This window comes from Nesterenkonia marinintestina, assembly GCF_025420485.1.
GTDB lineage: Bacteria > Actinomycetota > Actinomycetes > Actinomycetales > Micrococcaceae > Nesterenkonia > Nesterenkonia marinintestina.
The window spans coordinates 43,066-60,058 of sequence record NZ_JAOEFD010000011.1; the positions used below are offsets into that span (position 1 = coordinate 43,066).

Genomic DNA, 16,993 nt, shown 5'->3' on the forward strand with positions numbered 1-16,993 from the left:
CGAGGAGGACCCGACCATGACGTCCACGCTCATCACCGGAATCGGAGAGCTCACCACCGTCGACGCCGAGGCGCGGGTGCTGCACGACGCCGCCGTCGTCGTCGAGGACGACCGGATCGGCTGGATCGGACCCGCCGGCTCAGCCCCGGCCGCAGACGCCGTCGTCGACGCCAACGGCCGGGCCATGCTCCCGGGCTGGGTCGACTCCCACACCCACCTGGTCTTCGCCGGCGACCGCAGCGCCGAATTCGAAGCCCGCATGGCCGGACAGTCCTACTCCGCCGGCGGGATCGGCGTGACCACCGACGCCACCCGGCAGGCCGACGACGCGACCCTGACCCGACTCATCCGCGACCGGGTGGCCGAAGCCGTCGCAGGCGGCACCACCTACCTCGAGACCAAGACCGGCTACGGACTCGACACCGACGAGGAGGCCCGGCACGCCCGACTCGCCGCCGACGAGGTCGACGCCGTCACCTTCCTCGGCGCCCACCTGGTGCCCGCCGGAGCCGACGCCGACGACTACCTCGACACCGTCTGCGGCCCCATGCTCGAGGCGGTGCGCCCGTATGTGCGGTTCGCCGACGTGTTCTGCGAGACCGGCGCCTTCGACGAGGCCCAGTCCCGACGGGTGCTCCAGGTCTGCGCCGCCGCCGGACTGGGACTGCGCGTCCACGGCAACCAGCTCGGCGAAGGCCCCGGCGTCCGACTGGCCGTCGAGCTCGGCGCGGCCAGCGTCGACCACGTCAACCACCTCGCCGACGACGACGTCGCCGCGCTCGCCGGCACTTGGAGCGGTTGGGACGCCGGGGTGTCCTCCGGGACGCCGGGGACCGTGGCCACCTGCCTGCCCGCCTGCGACCTCTCCACCCGCCAGCCCCTCGCCCCGGGACGCCGGCTGCTCGACGCCGGGGTGGAGATCGCCCTGGCCTCGAACTGCAACCCCGGCACCAGCTGCACCACGTCGATGAGCTTCAACGTCGGCACCGCCGTGCTGCAGATGCACCTCAGCCTCGCCGAGGCGCTGCGGGCCGCCACCTACGGGGGAGCGCTGGCGATGCGCGCCCAGGACGAGGTCGGATCGATCGAGGTCGGGAAGCGGGCGGACCTGCACCTGCTCGACGCCCCGGCCGCGATCCACCTGGCCTACCGGCCCGGCATGCCGCTGACACACTCGGTGTGGCGTGCTGGCCGCCGCATGGTGTGAACCGGTCTGGTCGACGGCTTCAGGTGACCTGCCTGGCGGCCCGGCGTCGCTGGTGACGCTGCGCGGCCGCTGAGGCCCACCAGGCCCCCAGGATGATGATCGCGCAGCCGATCAGCTGACCCGGAGTCGGGACGTCGCCGAGCAGCACCGCCGCCAGCGCCAGGGAGAACACCCCGGGCAGCAGGAGCAGCACGCTGGCCACCGTCTCCTGGACCCCGAGCATCCCGGTGTTGATGAACCAGTAGACGACCACCTGACCCAGGAACGCGAGCAGCAGCAGCCACCCCCAGTCCGCGGGTGTGGCGGGCAGACCCATCCCGCCGGAGACGAGCCCCGCGATCAGCGCGGCCGTGCCGGCGGAGAGCCCCACCAGGGCGAGGACCGTGAAGGGGGCGGGCTTCGTCGTCGCCGGTGCGGTGCGGCGGATGACCGCCAGATAGCAGGCGTAGCCGGTGCCGGCGATGAGGCCGAAGATGACCCCTCCGATGCGCAGCTCGCCGAGGTCCAGCGCCCCGGCGACCAGCACCAGACCCAGGAACATGACCGGGATGATCAGCCCCAGCACCGGCATCGGGCGGGTGCCCTCCATGGCCCAGGCGATCAGCGGCAGCACGATCAGCTGCACGTTCAGCAGCACGGTGGCGATGCCCGGGCCCACCTCGGCGATGGAGAAGTTCCAGAACACGTAGTCGGTGCCGAGGGCGAGCCCGGCGATCAGCGCGCCGATCACCGTGCGGCGGGGGAGGGCGCTGGAGCGGTCCACGCGGGAGAGCTCCCAGAGCACCATGGGCAGCATCATCGGCACCGCGAGCAGGCAGCGCAGCGCGGCGATGGCGATGAGGTCTGCGTCGATCACGGAGACCAGCAGCGCGGAGGCGCCCATCGCGGCGGTGCCGCAGATGAGCATGAGCGTGCCGCGCAGGGGAGTGACCATCAGGCCAGTTCTAGCATGCGCCCGATCGAGACCCAGAAACGCCCCCGCCGAGCCTCAGCCGAACCCCTCCATCGAGTCCCACCCCACCCCTCCATCGAGTCCCCGATCTCTGCAGCACTTTGGGCCGATTCGAGCCCGACACGCTGCAGGGATCGGGGACTCGATGCGGGTAGGGGGCCGCTCAGGACTTCACGAGCCGACGGATCGCCGCCGAGGCCTCCTGGAGCTTCGCCTCGGCGTCCTCGCCGCCGGACTCCATCGCATGGGCCACGCAGTGCCGCAGGTGGTCGTCGAGCAGGGCGAGCCCCACGTTCTCCAGCGCCGACTGCAGCGCACTGATCTGGGTGAGGATGTCGATGCAGTAGACGTCCTCGTCGACCATCCGATGGATGCCGCGGACCTGCCCCTCCACCCGCCGCAGCCGGGTGAGGTACTTCGACTTCTCGCTCATGTACCCGTGCCGGCCGTCCTCGCAGGCGCCGGCGGGGCCGTCGTCGTCGGCCTCGGATGCTGTGTGATGCTGCTCGCTCATGGGGCCTCCTCCTGGAGGAAATATACCCTATAGGGGTATGGTTGTGCCCAGTGGCAGCCCGGATCGAACGTCAGAAGAGGTGCATCCCATGACCGAGACGCGAGAGTACAGCGTAGACGGTATGTCCTGCGCGCACTGCGAATCCGCCGTCACCGAGGAGGTCTCCGCCCTGCCGGAGGTCGAGGGCATCGACGTCGACGTCGCCGCAGGAAGCCTGCGCGTGAGCGGGCCGGCCGAGCGGCTCGACGACGACGCCGTCGTCGCCGCCGTGGACGAAGCCGGCTACACCGCGGTGCGCGCGGCATGACCACCACCGGACAGCAGGTCCGCCTCGACATCGGAGGCATGACCTGCGCGGCCTGCGCCCAGCGGGTGGAGAAGAAGCTCAACCGGCTCGACGGCGTCGAGGCGACCGTCAACTACGCGACCGAGACCGCGCAGGTCACCGCCGCGGCCGACCGTGACCACGGGCAGCTCCTCGACGAACTCGTCTCCACGGTCGAGAAGACCGGATACACCGCGACAGAACCGGGGCGGTCCGTCGGTCCCGACGGCGACGGCGACAGTGCCGGTACCGCCGACGACGGAGACGAGCAGGCCGAGGAGCCCGACCGGGAGCTCGGTCTGCTGCGCACCCGTCTCATCGTCGCCTCGGTGCTCTCCGCCCCCGTGGTGCTCTGGGCCATGGTCCCGGCCACCCAGTTCGACTACTGGACCTGGGTCTCACTGGTGCTGACGGCCCCGGTGGTGCTCTGGGCGGGGCTGCCCTTCCACCGCGCGGCGCTGATCAACGCCCGCCACGGCGCGGCCACCATGGACACCCTCATCTCCGTGGGCACCCTGGCCGCCCTGTTCTGGTCCCTCTACGCCCTGCTCTTCGGCCACGCCGGGGACCCGCAGATGCGCCACGCCTTCACCCTGATCCCCGAACGCGGCGACGGCACCGGGGACGTGTACTTCGAGGTCGCCGCCGCAGTGACCGCGTTCCTGCTGCTGGGCCGGTACTTCGAACGCCGGTCCAAGCGACGGGCGGGTGCCGCACTGCGCCGCCTGCTCACCATGGGCGCGAAGTCGGTCACCGTGCTGCGCGGCGGCTCCGGGGACGGCTCCGCAGGTACCGGGGAGGGATCCGAAGAGACCACGGTGCCGATCGGCGAGCTCACCGTCGGCGACGAGTTCCTCGTCCGCCCGGGCGAGCAGATCGCCACCGACGGCGAGGTCGTCGCCGGAACCTCCGCGGTCGACGAATCCATGCTCACCGGCGAGTCCGTCCCCGTGGAGGTCGCCGTCGGAGACCGTGTCACCGGGGCGACGCTGAACACCTCCGGCCGGCTGGTCGTCCGTGCCGAGCGGATCGGCTCCGACACCCAGCTCGCCCAGATGGCGCAGCTGGTCGAGCAGGCCCAGTCCGGCAAGGCCGAGGTGCAGCGCCTCGCCGACCGGATCTCCTCGGTCTTCGTCCCCGTCGTCCTGGTCATCGCGATCGTCACCCTGATCGCCTGGCTGCTCACCGGCGCCTCGGCGGAGACCGCGTTCACCGCCGCCGTCGCCGTGCTCATCATCGCCTGCCCCTGCGCCCTCGGCCTCGCCACCCCGACCGCGCTGCTGGTCGGCACCGGACGCGGGGCCCAGCTGGGCATCCTCATCCGCGGCCCCGAGGTGCTGGAATCCTCGCGCGGGATCGACACCGTGCTGCTCGACAAGACCGGGACCCTGACCACCGGGGCCATGAAGGTCACCGCCGTCCACCCGTCCGCCGGCGCCGACGAGTCCGAGCTGCTGCGGCTGGCCGGCGCGCTCGAGGCCTCCTCCGAGCACCCGATCGCCCGTGCCGTGACCAGCTCGGCGCGGCAGACCCTGGGCTCGGCGCCCGGCACCCTGCCGGAGGTCACGGACTTCCGCGGGCTCTCCGGCCTCGGGGTGGAGGGCGTCGTCGAGGGCCGTGAGATGCTCATCGGCCGGCCGCACCTGCTCGAGGAGCGGGGGGTCGAGGTCCCGCTCGAGGCCCGCATGCTGGTCTCCCACGCTCAGGCCCAGGGCGCCACCCCGGTGCTCGCCGCCGCCGACGGAGCGTTCCTCGGGGTCGTCATCGTCGCCGACACCGTCAAGCGCCGCTCCGGATGGGCGGTTCGCTCGCTGCGCCGGCTCGGCCTCGAGACCCGCATGATCACCGGGGACAACGCCGGCGCCGCGGGGGAGGTCGCCCGAGCCCTGGACATCGACGAGGTCATCGCCGAGGTGCTGCCCGAGGACAAGGTCACCGAGGTCCGGCGGCTGCAGGACCAGGGCCGGCGGGTGGCGATGGTCGGCGACGGGATCAACGACGCCGCCGCCCTGGCCCAGGCCGACCTGGGGATCGCCATGGGCACCGGGGCAGACGTCGCCGTCGACGCCGCCGACATCACCATCATCCGGGGGGAGCCGCGCAGCATCGCCGACGCGATCCGGCTCTCCCGCAGCACGCTGCACGTGATCCGCACCAACCTGTTCTGGGCGTTCCTGTACAACGTGGCGGCGATCCCGCTTGCCGCGTTCGGGCTGCTCAACCCGATGCTCGCCGGCGCCGCGATGGTGCTCTCCTCGCTCTCGGTGGTCCTCAACAGCCTGAGGCTGCGCCGCTTCCGCGGCTCCTGACCCCTCCCCCCTCCATCGAGACCCCGATCTCAGCGGCGTGTCGGGCCGAAATCGGCCTCAGATGCTGCAGGGATCGGGGACTCGACGGGGACGGTGAAGCTGTCAGTCCTCAGGGACGCTGCGGGACGGGGCGGTTCGGCGAAGACGCCCGAGTGTCGAAGCGCGTGCTGGCCAGACGGCGCTCGGTCAGGGTCACCAGATCCAGCACATCGGGGCACAGGTAGGCACGGAGGCCGCGCCCGATGGAGACGGTCGTGAGGACGTCCGCTCCGTGCAGCGACTCCAGTGCCTTGGACGCGGCGTTCATCGACACGCCATGTATGCGCCGGACACTCGTGGGCGTCAGGACGGGAGTGCCGGGCAAGCCGTCGACGATGGCACGGACTGCCGAGTCTCTGCGGAGCGCACGCCGGAGGCCGGTCGTATCTCGGTGACGTTCGATCCTGGCGAGCCAGTCCTGGTGCAGCTCGTCGACGTCGTCGACCAGGTCGGACGCCTGGGCCGCCGCGTCGGCGACGGCGCCGGCGAACACCGCGATCCACGTTTCGCGCGCACGGTGAGCCGACTCGGAGTCCGGTGCGTCGTCATGCCGGAACGCAGTGAGGCCGCCGATGTAGTGGTCGTCGAACGTCGCAAGCACCAGGCTCACCGGCAGGATGGAGGCCTGGGTCAGTCCGCGGCGGGTGAGCACAGTGTGGATCAGCGCGCGGCCCACTCGGCCGTTGCCGTCGGCGAAAGGATGGATCGTCTCGAACTGGGCGTGGACCAGGGCCGCTTGGACGATCGGAGAGTGGGCAGCCCCGTTCATGTATCGGACGAGGTCCTCCATCGCTGCGGGCACTCCCTGGGGAGCAGGCGGAACGAACTCGGCGTCGAGCGGATGGTAGGCGGACCCACCGACCCAGTTCTGCGTCCGACGCAGACCGTGGAGCCGGGGAGCATCGGTGAGCAGTGAGCGCTGCAGATCGACGAGCTGATCGACCGTGACCTGCTCTGCAGAGGCGATCGCAGCCGATGCCTCAGTCACGACGGTCATGTTCTGTGCGACCAGCCGAGCCGCCTGGTTCACCCCCGCGACGGATTCGTGCTGACCGAGTTCGGCCAAGGCCGCCTGTTTGGGGCTGGGCGAGATGCCTTCGATCCTCGATGAGGCGATCGCCTCGGACCTGAGAAGGAGTCGGGCCAGCGGGATCAGCCCAGCGAAGCTCCTGCGGTCGAGGTCCCGAACCGACTGTTCGGCTCGCGCCACCGCTGCGTCGACCTCAGTTCCCAGACGGAGCGCCGAACCCGTCAGGGGGTCCGGCCGGTAGGAGGCATAGGGGCCTGACCTCCGGGCGCTCCGCGGCAGCCCAGATCCTTCTACGGGGTTCCAGTGATGCTCATCCCACCCGGCCATGGCTAGTCTCCAAAGGTGTCCTTCACGGGCTTCACTTACACTTTAACCCCTAAAGTTCAACGCCGACCTCGGGAGCGGACGGACAACGGCTACCCCGCCCCATCGAGACCCCGATCTCAGCGGCGTGTCGGGCCGAAATTGACCTCAGATGCTGCAGGGATCGGGGACTCGATGGGGCCGGGTGGCGCAACGCGGGTTAACGCGCCGTAGCAAACCGTCAAGTTCCTTGGTGATGACCCTCGACCAGGTGTCCGATGGGCACATGATCATCACCGGACTCCTCCTCGGCGCAGTGCTCGGATTCGTCTTCCAGCGCGGCCGCTTCTGCGTCACCGGCGCCTTCCGTGACCTGTTCACGATCAGGAGCACGCGCTGGTTCACCGCGTTCATGGTGATCGTCGCCGTCCAGTCGATCGGCGTCTTCGCCCTCGACGCGCTCGGGGTCATCAACCTCGAGGGCGGCACCTTCCCGTGGCTGGGCACCATCCTCGGCGGGTTCATCTTCGGCTTCGCGATCATCCTCGCCGGCGGATGCGCCACCGGCACCTACTACCGCGCAGGGGAGGGGCTGGTCGGCTCCTGGTTCGCGCTCATCTGCTACATCGCCGGTGCCGCCGCGTTCCGCTTCGGTCCGCTGGCCGGCACCACCGACGCTGTCCGCTCCGTCGAGATGCAGGACGGCAACCTGCAGGAGGCGCTCGGCGTCACCCCGTGGATCCTGGTCATCCTGCTGGTCGCCGGAGTCGGCGTCGCCGTGCTGCGCCAGCTGAACCGGGAGCGTCAGATGCACAAGGTGCAGCTGCCCGCACTGAAGAGCGGGATCTCGCACGTACTGACCGAGAAGGCCTGGCACCCGTTCGTCACCGCCGCGATCATCGGCATCATCGCCATCGCCGCCTGGCCGCTGTCCTGGGCCACCGGTCGCGAGGCCGGACTGGGCATCACCGGCCCGTCCGCGCAGATCGGCGTGTTCCTCGGCACCGGGGACATGGAGCTCGTCGACTGGGGCATGATGCTCGTCCTCGGCCTGCTCATCGGCTCCTTCATCGCCGCCAAGGCCTCCGGCGAGTTCAAGATCCGCGTCCCCGACGCCCAGACCACCGTCCGCTCGATCATCGGCGGCCTCGGCATGGGCTGGGGCGCGGCCTGGGCCGGCGGATGCACCATCGGCAACGCCATGGTCAACACGGCCACCTTCAGCTTCCAGGGCTGGACCGCGCTGCTGTTCATGGTCCTGGGCACCGGCGTCGCCGCGAAGATCTTCATCATGGGCGGCGGACGGAAGGGTGCGACGGCGACGCCGAAGCTCACCACGGTCTCCTGACCCAGCCCTGACCGCCCCGAAAGCACAGATCGCACAGACCGCCCCGAAAGCACAGACCACAGACACCATCAGACCGTCACACGACGGAGAGGAGAACGACATGACGCAGCACGTGCTCGAGACCGACGGACAGGTCTGCCCCTTCCCGCTGGTGGAGGCGAGGCAGGCGATGGAGCAGATCGCATCCGGCGACGAGCTCATCATCAACTTCGACTGCACCCAGGGCACCGACTCCATCCCGCAGTGGGCCGCGGAGAACGGCTACCCGGTGACCGACTTCTCCAAGCGCGGCGCCGCCGAGTGGAGCATCACGGTCAGGAAGTCCTGACCGGCCCGACCGGCCCACCCGCAGCGGACCCCCTGCTCCTCGCCCGAGGAGCAGGGGGTCCGTTCGTCTTCCGTCACATCTCGTTCTCGGAACAGGTTTGGTAAGGCTATACTCACCATGTTCCGAAAGTCGGATGTGATGCACCGCCCCGCCGCGACCTCAGCGACGACGACGGCAGCCGCCGACCCCGCCGCAGCACCGAGGACGCCCGTGACCACTCTGACGCCGGAGGCCGCCGCACCGTCGGCCGACCCCGCGGATCCCCAGCGCGCAGCCTCGCCCCGACGCCGCGCCGGCGTCGTGCTCCTCGCCCTCGGCATCCTGGTCGTGCTGGCCTGGGCCAGCCTGTTCGTCGGCTCCGGGGACATCACCGCCGCCCGCACGTGGGAGATCCTCGGCGCCTGGATCCGCGGCGAGCTGCCCGCCGGTGACCGCGACACCGCCGTACTGATCATCCTCGAACGGCGCCTGCCCCGCACGGTGCTGGCCGTGCTCGTCGGCGCGGCCCTGGGCCTCTCCGGCACGCTCATGCAGGCGCTGACCAGGAACCCGCTGGCCGACCCGGGCCTGCTCGGCGTCAACGCCGGGGCCTACACCGCAGTGGTCATCGGCTCGGCGACCATGGGAATCACCGTCGGCACCGGCCACGTGTGGCTCGCCCTGGGCGGCGCGCTGGTCACCGCCGTCGTCGTCTACGGGGTCGGCACCTCCGGACGACTCGGCGGCTCGCCGGCCAAGCTCGTGCTCACCGGGGTGGCCGTCGGCGCGGTGCTCAGCGGACTCAGCTTCGCGATCACCCTGGCCATGCCCGAGGTCTTCGACAAGGTGCGCTTCTGGTCGGCCGGCTCCCTGCAGGGCCGCACCTTCGACGAGATCACCGCCGTGCTCCCGTTCCTCGCAGCCGGCACCGCCCTGGCCCTGCTGCTGCCCCCGGCGCTGAACGCCCTGGCCCTCGGCGACGACGCCGCCGTCGCCCTCGGCTCCCGGCCCGCCCTGACCCGCATCCTCGGGCTGGCCGCCATCACCCTGCTCTGCGGTGCGGCCACCGCCGCGGCGGGACCGCTGTCGTTCATCGGGCTCATCGTCCCCCACGCGCTGCGGATGATCCTCGGCCCCGACCACCGGTGGCTGGTGCCGATGAGCCTGCTGGCCGCGCCGATCCTCATGCTCGCCGCCGACGAGCTCGCCCGCCTCGTGGTCGCCGCCGAACTGCCCACCGGGGTCGTCACCGCGTTCCTCGGAGCCCCGGTGCTCATCGCGCTGACCCGCCGGAAGGGGGTGCGTGAGCTGTGACGACGACGCTCCACAGCCGCGCACGGACTGAGGCCCGCCCCGAGGCCCGCCCTGAGACCCGTGCTGAGACCCGCGGAGACACGGGGAACACCGGCGACGGCGCCCGCACCCGCCTCACCGCCCGGCGACGCGACCTCCGGACCCCGATCGTCACCCTCGTCCTCACGATCACCGCCCTGGCCCTGGCCTGGTGGGGGCTGAACTCCGGCACCTCACAGATGACCACCGCCGACACCCTCGACGCGCTGCTCGGCCGCGCCGACGAGGGCACCGCCCGCGTCATCCTCGACTGGCGGCTGCCGCGCGTGGTGTTCACCCTCCTGGGCGGGGCCGCGCTGGCGATGGCCGGAGCCGTGTTCCAGTCCATGACCCGCAACCCCCTGGGCAGCCCCGACGTCATCGGCTTCTCCACCGGCGCCTACACCGGGGCGCTGGTCGTCGCCGTCGCCGGAACCGCCGGCGCCCTGGCCACCCCGCTGGGAGCGGTCGCCGGGGGACTGGGCACCGGTGCGGCGGTGTACCTGCTGGCCCGACGGCGCGGACTCAACGGGGGAGGGCTCTCCGGGATGCGGATCATCGTCGTCGGCATCGGGGTGAGCATCCTGCTCGGCTCGGTGAACACCTACCTGATCACCACCATGGACCTCGAGGCCGCGATGTCCGTGGCCACCTGGGGCGCGGGCAGCGTCAACGACATCACCTGGACCCACGTCGTCCCCCTGACCCTGGCGCTGGCCGTGCTCGGCCCTGTCATGCTCGCCCACGCCCGCGAGATGACCCTGATGGAGATGGGCGACGACGCCGCCCACGGGCTCGGCGTCAGGTTGGAACGGGTGCGCCTGGTGATGTTCGCCGCCGGGATCCTGCTGGTCGCCGTGGTCACCGCCGCGGCCGGCCCCATCGCGTTCGTCGCCCTGGTCGCCCCTCAGCTGGCCCTGCGCCTGACCCGCTCCGGCTCGGTGGGCCTGCTGCCCGCCGCCGCCATGGGCGCGGCGCTGCTCACCGGCGCCGACCTGCTCGCACGCTGGGAGGCGGTGCCCGCCGACCTGCCCGTCGGCGTGGTCACCCTGTGCCTCGGCGGGGCCTACCTGGTGTGGCTGCTGACCACCATGGGACGGAGGACGGCATGAGCAGCATGAGCACGATGGACGACGCCCGACGCACTCCGACCGCGTCGCGCCTGCGCACCGAATCCCTGCACGCCGGCTACGAGGGCCGCCCCGTGCTCGCCGACCTCAGCATCGAGATCCCCGACGGCTCCTTCACCGTGATCCTCGGCCCCAACGCCTGCGGCAAGTCCACCCTGCTGCGCAGTCTGGTCCGCCTCATCCGCCCCACCGACGGTTCCGTGCTGCTCGACGGCGCCTCCGTCGCCTCGATCCCCACCAAGCAGCTCGCCCGGACCGTGGGCCTGCTGCCGCAGTCCTCCCAGGCGCCCGAGGGCATCACCGTGGCCGACCTCGTCTCCCGCGGGCGCCACCCGCACCAGTCCCTGCTGCGCCGGTGGAGCACCGACGACGAGGACGCCGTCGCCCGGGCCCTGGCTGACACCGGAATGACCGACCTGGCCTCCCGGTCGGTGGACGAACTCTCCGGCGGGCAGCGCCAGCGGGCCTGGATCGCCATGGCCCTGGCCCAGCAGACCCCGCTGCTGCTGCTCGACGAGCCCACCACGTTCCTCGACATCGCCCACCAGCTCGAGGTGCTGCAGCTGTGCACCCGACTGCGACGCAGCGGCCGCACGCTCGTCGCCGTGCTCCACGACCTCAACCAGGCGCTGCGCTACGCCACCCACATCGTCGCCATGCGCGACGGGGAGATCCTCGCCCAGGGGACCCCCGAAGAGGTGGGCACCGCCGAGCTCGTCGAACGGGTCTACGGGGTGGCCGCGCGGATCATCGACGACCCCGAGACCGGCCGACCGCTGGTCATCCCCAAAGCACCGGACCCCGGCACCTGACCCCGGCTGATCCAGGCCGATCCCGAACTGCCCCGGCGCGACCGGGTTCCACCCGACCCCCAGATGTCCCCCAGACAAGGAGAACCCCATATGCCCACCACCCGCACCGCACTCACCGCCTCGCTGGCCGCCCTGGCCCTCGGACTCACCGCCTGCGGCGGAGGCGGAGGCGACGATGACAGCGGCGGCGACGGCGGCTCCGGGGGCGAGGCCGTCACCGTCGAGCACAACCTCGGCACCACGGAGATCCCCGCCCCGGAGGACGGCGAGCTCGACATCGTCGCCCTGGGCTGGTCGGACGCCGAAGTCGCTCTGGCGCTGGGCCACGAACCCGTCGCGGTGATGGACTGGCTGGGCTTCGGGGAGGAGACCCACGGCGTCGGCCCCTGGGCCGCGGACGAGGTCGAGGGCGAGCCCGCCGTGATCGAGCGCGCCGACGGCGAACTCGACTACGAAGAGATCCAGGCACTCGACCCGGACCTGATCCTCAACGTCAACTCCGACTACGACGAGGCCACCTACGAGCGGCTCTCCGAGATCGCCCCCACCGTGGCGGGCCCCGAGGGCGCGGCGAACTTCAACCCCGGCTGGCAGAACCAGACCGAGCTGATCGCTCAGGCCCTGGGTGAGGAGGAGGCCGGTGAGGAGCTGATCTCCGACACCGAGTCGCGCATCGAGGAGGTCGCCTCCGAGCACCCGGACTTCGAGGGCGTCGAGGCGGTCACCGGCTCCAAGTTCGGCGAGGCCTACGGGCTCTCCGCCGCCGGCGACCTGCGCTGGGACATCATGCAGGACCTGGGCTTCACCATGTACGGCCCGGCCGCCGAGATCGCCCCGGAGGACGACTTCTATGCCGACGTCTCCCAGGAGCAGGTGGACGTGTTCGACGCCGACGTCGCCGTGCTCTTCCCCATCGGCTACACCCTGGAGGACCTGGAGGACGACGACCTGCTGAGCTCCCTCGACGTCGTATCCGAGGACCGCGCGGTGCTGCTGGACCCGGACGAGGAGCTGGTCCAGGCGTTCTCGGCCGGCAGCCCGCTGTCCATCGAGGTGGTGCTCGACGAGCTCCCCGACCGTCTGCAGGAGGCCGTCGACCGTGGACAGGAGTGAGACGCAGGAAGGACGTGATCATCTGTGAGGGCATTCGACGTCCGAGTGAGCCGCATCCGCCGGCTCAGCCCGCACTTCGTGCGGTTCACCTTCGGCGGGGAGTCCCTGCGGCGGTTCGCGCCCACCGGACTGGACCAGCGCATCAAGCTGATCTTCCCGCTGGCCGACGGCAGCTTCACCGACCTCGGGCTCTTCGACGAGCCGGCACCGGCGATGATGACCTGGTACGCCGCGTGGCGGGCCCTGCCAGACGAGGAGCGCAACCCGATCCGCACCTACACGGTCCGACACATCCGGCGTGAGCACGGGCAGATCGACGTCGACTTCGTCCTCCACACCGACGACCATGGCGACGACGACGGCGCCGACGGCCCGGCCGCATCCTGGGCGGCCCGGGCGACGGTCGGCGACCGGCTCATCGTCATCGGCCCCGCCCTGGCGGACGACGCGGTGATCGACGCCCGGGGCTGCACGGTGGCCGACTCGACGGCGACCGAGCCGGGCAGCGGCGTGGAGTGGTACCCCGGAGCGGCGCGGCGGCTGCTGATCGTCGCCGATGAGACGGCGGTCCCGGCGGCGGCCTCGGTGCTGGAGTCGCTGGGACCCGAGTACACCGGGGAGGCGTTCCTCGAGGTCCCGACCGCCGGCGACGTGCTCGACGTGCGCACCGACTCCCAGGTGCAGATCCGGTGGCTGCCCCGCGAGGGCGGGACCTGGGGCGCGGAGCTGGATCCGGCCGTGCGCGACTGGGGACGCCGACGGGTCCGCACGCTCGTGGGCGCCGGTGTCGGCACCGCCGATGGTCCGCAGACCTCCGAGCAGGAGCTGCCCGAGCTCCCGGAGTTCGAGGGCCAGCCGCTGCTGTGGGAGGTCTCCGAACCCGGGGACCAGGACCACGGGACATCCTCCGAGGACGACCACTACGCCTGGCTGGCCGGAGAGGCCGGGGCGATCACCGCGCTGCGCCGCCACCTGGTGAAGGACCTGGGGATCAGCCGGAGACGCGTCTCGTTCATGGGGTACTGGCGCCGCGGCCGCCCCAGCGCCTGACCCCACCCCGCCCCCACCCCTCCATCGAGTCCCCGATCCCTGCAGCGTGTCGGGGCAATTTCGGCCCGAACTGTGCCAGAAACAGGGGACTCGATGTGCGGGGAGGGGCGTGGGAGACTGGTGGTGATGTCGAGAACCCAGGACGGCGCCGGCGACCGCGCCAAGAGCAGCGCCGAGAACAGCGCTCAGAACCGCCCGCAGGTCCAGCCCAAGGCCGAGGGCTGGAAGCAGGCCGTCGACGCCGAGGGCCGTCCGAAGCTGCAGTTCGCCCAGTCCCGCCGGGTCTCCCAGCCGCCCAAGCACCTGGCCGACCTGACCCTGGCCGAACGCACCGACTGGGTGAAGGAGCTGGGCCACCCGGGCTTCCGCGCCAAGCAGCTCTCGGTCCACTACTTCACCCACTACACCTCCGACGCCTCAGAGATGACCGACCTGCCCGCGGAGACGCGGGAGGAGATGGTCGCCGAGCTCATGCCGCCGCTGCTCACCGAGGTGCGCCGCCTGCGCACCGACGACGGCGCCACCATCAAGTTCCTCTGGCGGCTCTTCGACGGCGCGCTCGTCGAATCGGTGCTCATGCGGTACCGCAGCCGCATCACCCTGTGCATCTCCTCCCAGTGCGGCTGCGGCATGAACTGCCCCTTCTGCGCCACCGGCCAGAACGGGCTCACCCGGAACATGTCCACCGCCGAGATCGTGGACCAGATCGTGCGGGCGAACCGGGTCATCGCCGCCGGTGAGCTCGACGCCCCCTCGGCCGAGGAGGTCGCCGAGGAGCAGGACCACACCGGCCTGGGCGAGGAGGCCGACGAGCCGTCGTCGCCGTCGGGCCCGCAGCGGGTCTCCAACATCGTGTTCATGGGGATGGGCGAGCCCCTGGCCAACTACAAGCGGGTCATGAACGCGATCCGCCGCATGGTGGACCCCGCCCCCGAGGGCCTGGGCATGAGCGCCCGCGGCATCACCGTCTCCACCGTCGGGCTGGTTCCGGCGATCCGCAAGCTCGCCGACGAAGACCTGCCGCTGACCTTCGCGCTGAGTCTGCACGCCCCCGACGACGAGCTGCGCGACGAGCTGATCCCGGTGAACTCCCGGTGGAAGGCCGATGAGGCGATCGACGCCGCCTATGAGTACTTCGAGAAGACCGGGCGCCGGGTGTCCATCGAGTACGCGCTCATCAAGGACATGAACGACCACCCCTGGCGGGCCGATCTGCTGGCGGACAAGCTCAACGAACGCGGCCGCGGCTGGGTGCACGTGAACCCCATCCCGCTGAACCCGACCCCCGGGTCCATCTGGACGTCCTCGGAGCCGGCCGTCATGGCCGAGTTCCTGCGCCGGCTCGAGGCCAAGGGCGTGCCCACCACGCTGCGCGACACCCGCGGCAAGGAGATCGACGGGGCCTGCGGCCAGCTCGCCGCCGCCGAGGACTGAGCCGCGCGTAGGGTGGGGGCCATGAGTCCGACCACACCGCCCGCCGCAGCACGCCGCCTCGGCCCCTCCCACCGCTCCGAGGTCCCCGGATTCCAGGTGGTCGACGTGCTCGCGCGCATCGAGACCCTGCGCGCCGAAGGCCACGACATCGTCTCGCTGACCGCCGGTGAGCCCGGATCCGGCGCCCCGCCCGAGGTGCATGCCGCCGCCGCGCGGATCCACTCCGAGCAGACCGTGCTGAACTACAGCCCCGGGCTCGGCATCCGCCCGCTGCGTGAGGCGATCGCCGCCCACGCCCGCAGCTGGTACGACATCGACCTCGCCGCCGATCGGATCGCGGTCACCACCGGCTCCTCAGGGGCGTTCATGCTCACGTTCCTGGCCGCGTTCGACGTCGGCGACCGCGTCGCCCTCGCCCGTCCGGGCTACCCCGCCTACCGGAACATCCTGGCCAGCCTCGGCATCGAGGTCGTGGACCTGCCCTGCGGCCCCGAGGTCCGCTTCCAGCCGACCGCCGAGCAGCTGCACCGCACGGTCGCCGAGTCCGGACCGCTGGACGGGCTGATCCTCGCCTCCCCGGCCAACCCCACCGGGACGATGGTCCCCGACGCGCAGATGGCCGAGCTGACCCGGTGGTGCACGGAGAACGGCGTCCGGCTCATCAGCGACGAGATCTACCACGGCATCACCGACGGCGCGGACTCGGTCAGCGCCCTGCAGCACACCGACGACGCCGTCGTCGTCTCCTCCTTCTCCAAGTACTGGGGGATGCCCGGGTGGCGGCTCGGCTGGGCGGTGCTCCCCGAGGACCTCGTCGACCCGGTCTCCCGACTGGGCGGAAACGTCGCCCTCTGCGCCCCGCACGGCTCCCAGCTGGCGGCGGTGGAGGCGTTCTCGGAGGGTTCGCTGGAGTTCGCCCGGTCCCAGGTGGCCGAGTACTCACGCGCCCGGACCATGGTGCTCGACGCCCTGCCGCGGCTGGGCTGGTCGGACGCCGCCCCCGCCGACGGCGCGTTCTACGTCTACGCCCGCATCGGTGAGCACCTGGAGCGGTTCGGCGACTCACCGACCTACTGCCGCGCCCTGCTGGAGGAGGCCGGCGTGGCCGTGGTCCCCGGCACCGACTTCGACCCGGTCGACGGCGACGAATGGGTGCGCCTCTCGCTGGCCCCGGGCCCCGAGAAGGTCTCCGAGGGCCTGGAGCGGATCCTGACGTTCCATCACCGCTCCGGCTCGTCCGGATCCTGATCGGGCTCGCCGGCCTCCGCCCGTCGGCGGTATCCGCGGACGGTCAGCGCCACAGCGACCACCCCCAGGACCGCGCCCGCCGCGGCGCCGAGGGCCATGCCCGTTCCGGCCGCCTCCTGCAGTCCGTCGGTGACGAACACCACTCCCGTCGGGACCGGCACCAGGCCCTGACCGCGGGCGACCGTGTACCCCATCGCCAGACAGGTCAGGACGATCGTGCCTCCTGCGAAGATCGCCGACCCCAGCCGGTGCCGTCCGCGGCGGGCCAGCAGCTCGAAGGGTTCGACGCCTCGGCGTCGGCAGTACCAGTGCATCGAGTAGGAGGGCAGCATCGCGACGACGAGGAGGGCCAGCGGGACGAGGACCTGGCCGGCCACCGCACTCGCCAGCGCCCCGAGCAGGCAGGCGTACAGGGTCAGTGAGGCCGCGAAGGCCCCGGACTCCGTGCAGACGGCGCGTTCGCGCTCATCGGCGGCCTCGGTTCCTTCTGTGTGGACGAGGCGCTCAGCCCAGCGGTCCAGGACGTTGTTCGTGGTCATG

At 71.5% G+C, this 16,993-nt stretch carries 16 protein-coding genes; 12 read left to right on the top strand and 4 right to left on the bottom strand.

Translation table 11 applies throughout. The annotated features are described in order from the left end of the window. The first annotated feature begins 16 nt into the window (after positions 1-16). On the top strand, positions 17-1,207 hold the full coding sequence (gene hutI / locus N7E59_RS09340) for an imidazolonepropionase (protein ID WP_261624664.1): 1,191 nt from the start codon (positions 17-19) through the stop codon (positions 1,205-1,207). A 19-nt stretch (positions 1,208-1,226) separates the two neighbouring features. Here hutI and N7E59_RS09345 read toward each other — a convergent pair whose 3' ends face one another. Then, positions 1,227-2,141 carry a DMT family transporter gene (locus N7E59_RS09345; RefSeq protein WP_261624665.1) on the bottom strand — a complete coding sequence of 305 codons (915 nt, stop codon included), beginning with the start codon at positions 2,139-2,141 and terminating at the stop codon, positions 1,227-1,229. A gap of 181 nt (positions 2,142-2,322) precedes the next feature. Further along, positions 2,323-2,673, bottom strand: coding sequence for a metal-sensitive transcriptional regulator (locus N7E59_RS09350; protein WP_390905037.1), 351 nt, complete (start codon positions 2,671-2,673; stop codon positions 2,323-2,325). 88 nt (positions 2,674-2,761) lie between these two features. On the opposite strand from N7E59_RS09350, the gene N7E59_RS09355 reads away from it, so the two are divergent. Together N7E59_RS09355 and N7E59_RS09360 are read left to right on the top strand one after the other, a co-directional pair. Then, positions 2,762-2,980, top strand: coding sequence for a heavy-metal-associated domain-containing protein (locus N7E59_RS09355; RefSeq protein WP_261624666.1), 219 nt, complete (start codon positions 2,762-2,764; stop codon positions 2,978-2,980). After that, positions 2,977-5,307, top strand: a complete 2,331-nt coding sequence (locus N7E59_RS09360; protein WP_261624667.1) for a heavy metal translocating P-type ATPase — start codon at positions 2,977-2,979, stop codon at positions 5,305-5,307. The genes N7E59_RS09355 and N7E59_RS09360 overlap by 4 nt, the downstream gene beginning before the upstream one ends. Before the next feature lie 109 nt (positions 5,308-5,416). On the opposite strand, the gene N7E59_RS09365 is transcribed toward N7E59_RS09360, so the two are convergent. Then, positions 5,417-6,556 (bottom strand): Fic family protein, encoded by a 1,140-nt coding sequence (locus tag N7E59_RS09365; protein ID WP_261624668.1) that lies wholly within the window; start codon positions 6,554-6,556, stop codon positions 5,417-5,419. Between the two features lie 409 nt (positions 6,557-6,965). Here N7E59_RS09365 and N7E59_RS09370 point away from each other — a divergent pair, with 409 nt between their 5' ends. The 9 genes from N7E59_RS09370 (at position 6,966) to N7E59_RS09410 (ending at position 16,453) form a co-directional block, all read left to right on the top strand. Further along, positions 6,966-8,027 carry a YeeE/YedE family protein gene (locus N7E59_RS09370; RefSeq protein ID WP_261624669.1) on the top strand — a complete coding sequence of 354 codons (1,062 nt, stop codon included), beginning with the start codon at positions 6,966-6,968 and terminating at the stop codon, positions 8,025-8,027. A 100-nt stretch (positions 8,028-8,127) separates the two neighbouring features. Further along, a complete protein-coding gene (locus tag N7E59_RS09375) occupies positions 8,128-8,355 on the top strand; it encodes a sulfurtransferase TusA family protein (RefSeq protein WP_261624670.1) in 228 nt (75 codons plus the stop codon). Positions 8,356-8,565: 210 nt separating this feature from the next. Further along, positions 8,566-9,648, top strand: coding sequence for a FecCD family ABC transporter permease (locus N7E59_RS09380; protein WP_261624671.1), 1,083 nt, complete (start codon positions 8,566-8,568; stop codon positions 9,646-9,648). Continuing rightward, the gene (locus tag N7E59_RS09385; protein ID WP_261624672.1) at positions 9,645-10,778 is read left to right on the top strand and encodes a FecCD family ABC transporter permease; all 1,134 of its coding nucleotides are present in this window, start codon (positions 9,645-9,647) and stop codon (positions 10,776-10,778) included. Before N7E59_RS09380 ends, N7E59_RS09385 begins: the two co-directional genes overlap by 4 nt. Before the next feature lie 5 nt (positions 10,779-10,783). Continuing rightward, a complete protein-coding gene (locus tag N7E59_RS09390) occupies positions 10,784-11,608 on the top strand; it encodes an ABC transporter ATP-binding protein (RefSeq protein ID WP_261624713.1) in 825 nt (274 codons plus the stop codon). A gap of 90 nt (positions 11,609-11,698) precedes the next feature. Then, positions 11,699-12,721, top strand: coding sequence for an ABC transporter substrate-binding protein (locus tag N7E59_RS09395; RefSeq protein WP_261624673.1), 1,023 nt, complete (start codon positions 11,699-11,701; stop codon positions 12,719-12,721). A gap of 24 nt (positions 12,722-12,745) precedes the next feature. After that, the gene (locus N7E59_RS09400; protein ID WP_261624674.1) at positions 12,746-13,771 is read left to right on the top strand and encodes a siderophore-interacting protein; all 1,026 of its coding nucleotides are present in this window, start codon (positions 12,746-12,748) and stop codon (positions 13,769-13,771) included. Between the two features lie 126 nt (positions 13,772-13,897). After that, positions 13,898-15,205, top strand: a complete 1,308-nt coding sequence (rlmN, locus tag N7E59_RS09405) for a 23S rRNA (adenine(2503)-C(2))-methyltransferase RlmN (RefSeq protein ID WP_261624675.1) — start codon at positions 13,898-13,900, stop codon at positions 15,203-15,205. A 21-nt stretch (positions 15,206-15,226) separates the two neighbouring features. Next, positions 15,227-16,453 carry a pyridoxal phosphate-dependent aminotransferase gene (locus N7E59_RS09410; RefSeq protein WP_261624676.1) on the top strand — a complete coding sequence of 409 codons (1,227 nt, stop codon included), beginning with the start codon at positions 15,227-15,229 and terminating at the stop codon, positions 16,451-16,453. On the opposite strand, the gene N7E59_RS09415 is transcribed toward N7E59_RS09410, so the two are convergent. Beyond that, positions 16,426-16,992: a hypothetical protein gene (locus tag N7E59_RS09415; protein WP_261624677.1), complete on the bottom strand. Its 567-nt coding sequence runs from the start codon at positions 16,990-16,992 to the stop codon at positions 16,426-16,428. The genes N7E59_RS09410 and N7E59_RS09415 overlap by 28 nt on opposite strands. Position 16,993 lies beyond the last annotated feature (1 nt).

Bases quoted from the DNA above. Each gene is read 5' to 3' on its own strand.
- hutI (WP_261624664.1), top strand. From the start codon at position 17: ATGACGTCCACGCTCATCACCGGAATCGGAGAGCTCACCACCGTCGAC.
- N7E59_RS09345 (WP_261624665.1), bottom strand. From the start codon at position 2,141: ATGGTCACTCCCCTGCGCGGCACGCTCATGCTCATCTGCGGCACCGCC.
- N7E59_RS09350 (WP_390905037.1), bottom strand. From the start codon at position 2,673: ATGAGCGAGCAGCATCACACAGCATCCGAGGCCGACGACGACGGCCCC.
- N7E59_RS09355 (WP_261624666.1), top strand. From the start codon at position 2,762: ATGACCGAGACGCGAGAGTACAGCGTAGACGGTATGTCCTGCGCGCAC.
- N7E59_RS09360 (WP_261624667.1), top strand. From the start codon at position 2,977: ATGACCACCACCGGACAGCAGGTCCGCCTCGACATCGGAGGCATGACC.
- N7E59_RS09370 (WP_261624669.1), top strand. From the start codon at position 6,966: ATGATCATCACCGGACTCCTCCTCGGCGCAGTGCTCGGATTCGTCTTC.
- N7E59_RS09375 (WP_261624670.1), top strand. From the start codon at position 8,128: ATGACGCAGCACGTGCTCGAGACCGACGGACAGGTCTGCCCCTTCCCG.
- N7E59_RS09390 (WP_261624713.1), top strand. From the start codon at position 10,784: ATGAGCACGATGGACGACGCCCGACGCACTCCGACCGCGTCGCGCCTG.
- N7E59_RS09395 (WP_261624673.1), top strand. From the start codon at position 11,699: ATGCCCACCACCCGCACCGCACTCACCGCCTCGCTGGCCGCCCTGGCC.
- rlmN (WP_261624675.1), top strand. From the start codon at position 13,898: ATGTCGAGAACCCAGGACGGCGCCGGCGACCGCGCCAAGAGCAGCGCC.
- N7E59_RS09410 (WP_261624676.1), top strand. From the start codon at position 15,227: ATGAGTCCGACCACACCGCCCGCCGCAGCACGCCGCCTCGGCCCCTCC.
- N7E59_RS09415 (WP_261624677.1), bottom strand. From the start codon at position 16,992: ATGACCACGAACAACGTCCTGGACCGCTGGGCTGAGCGCCTCGTCCAC.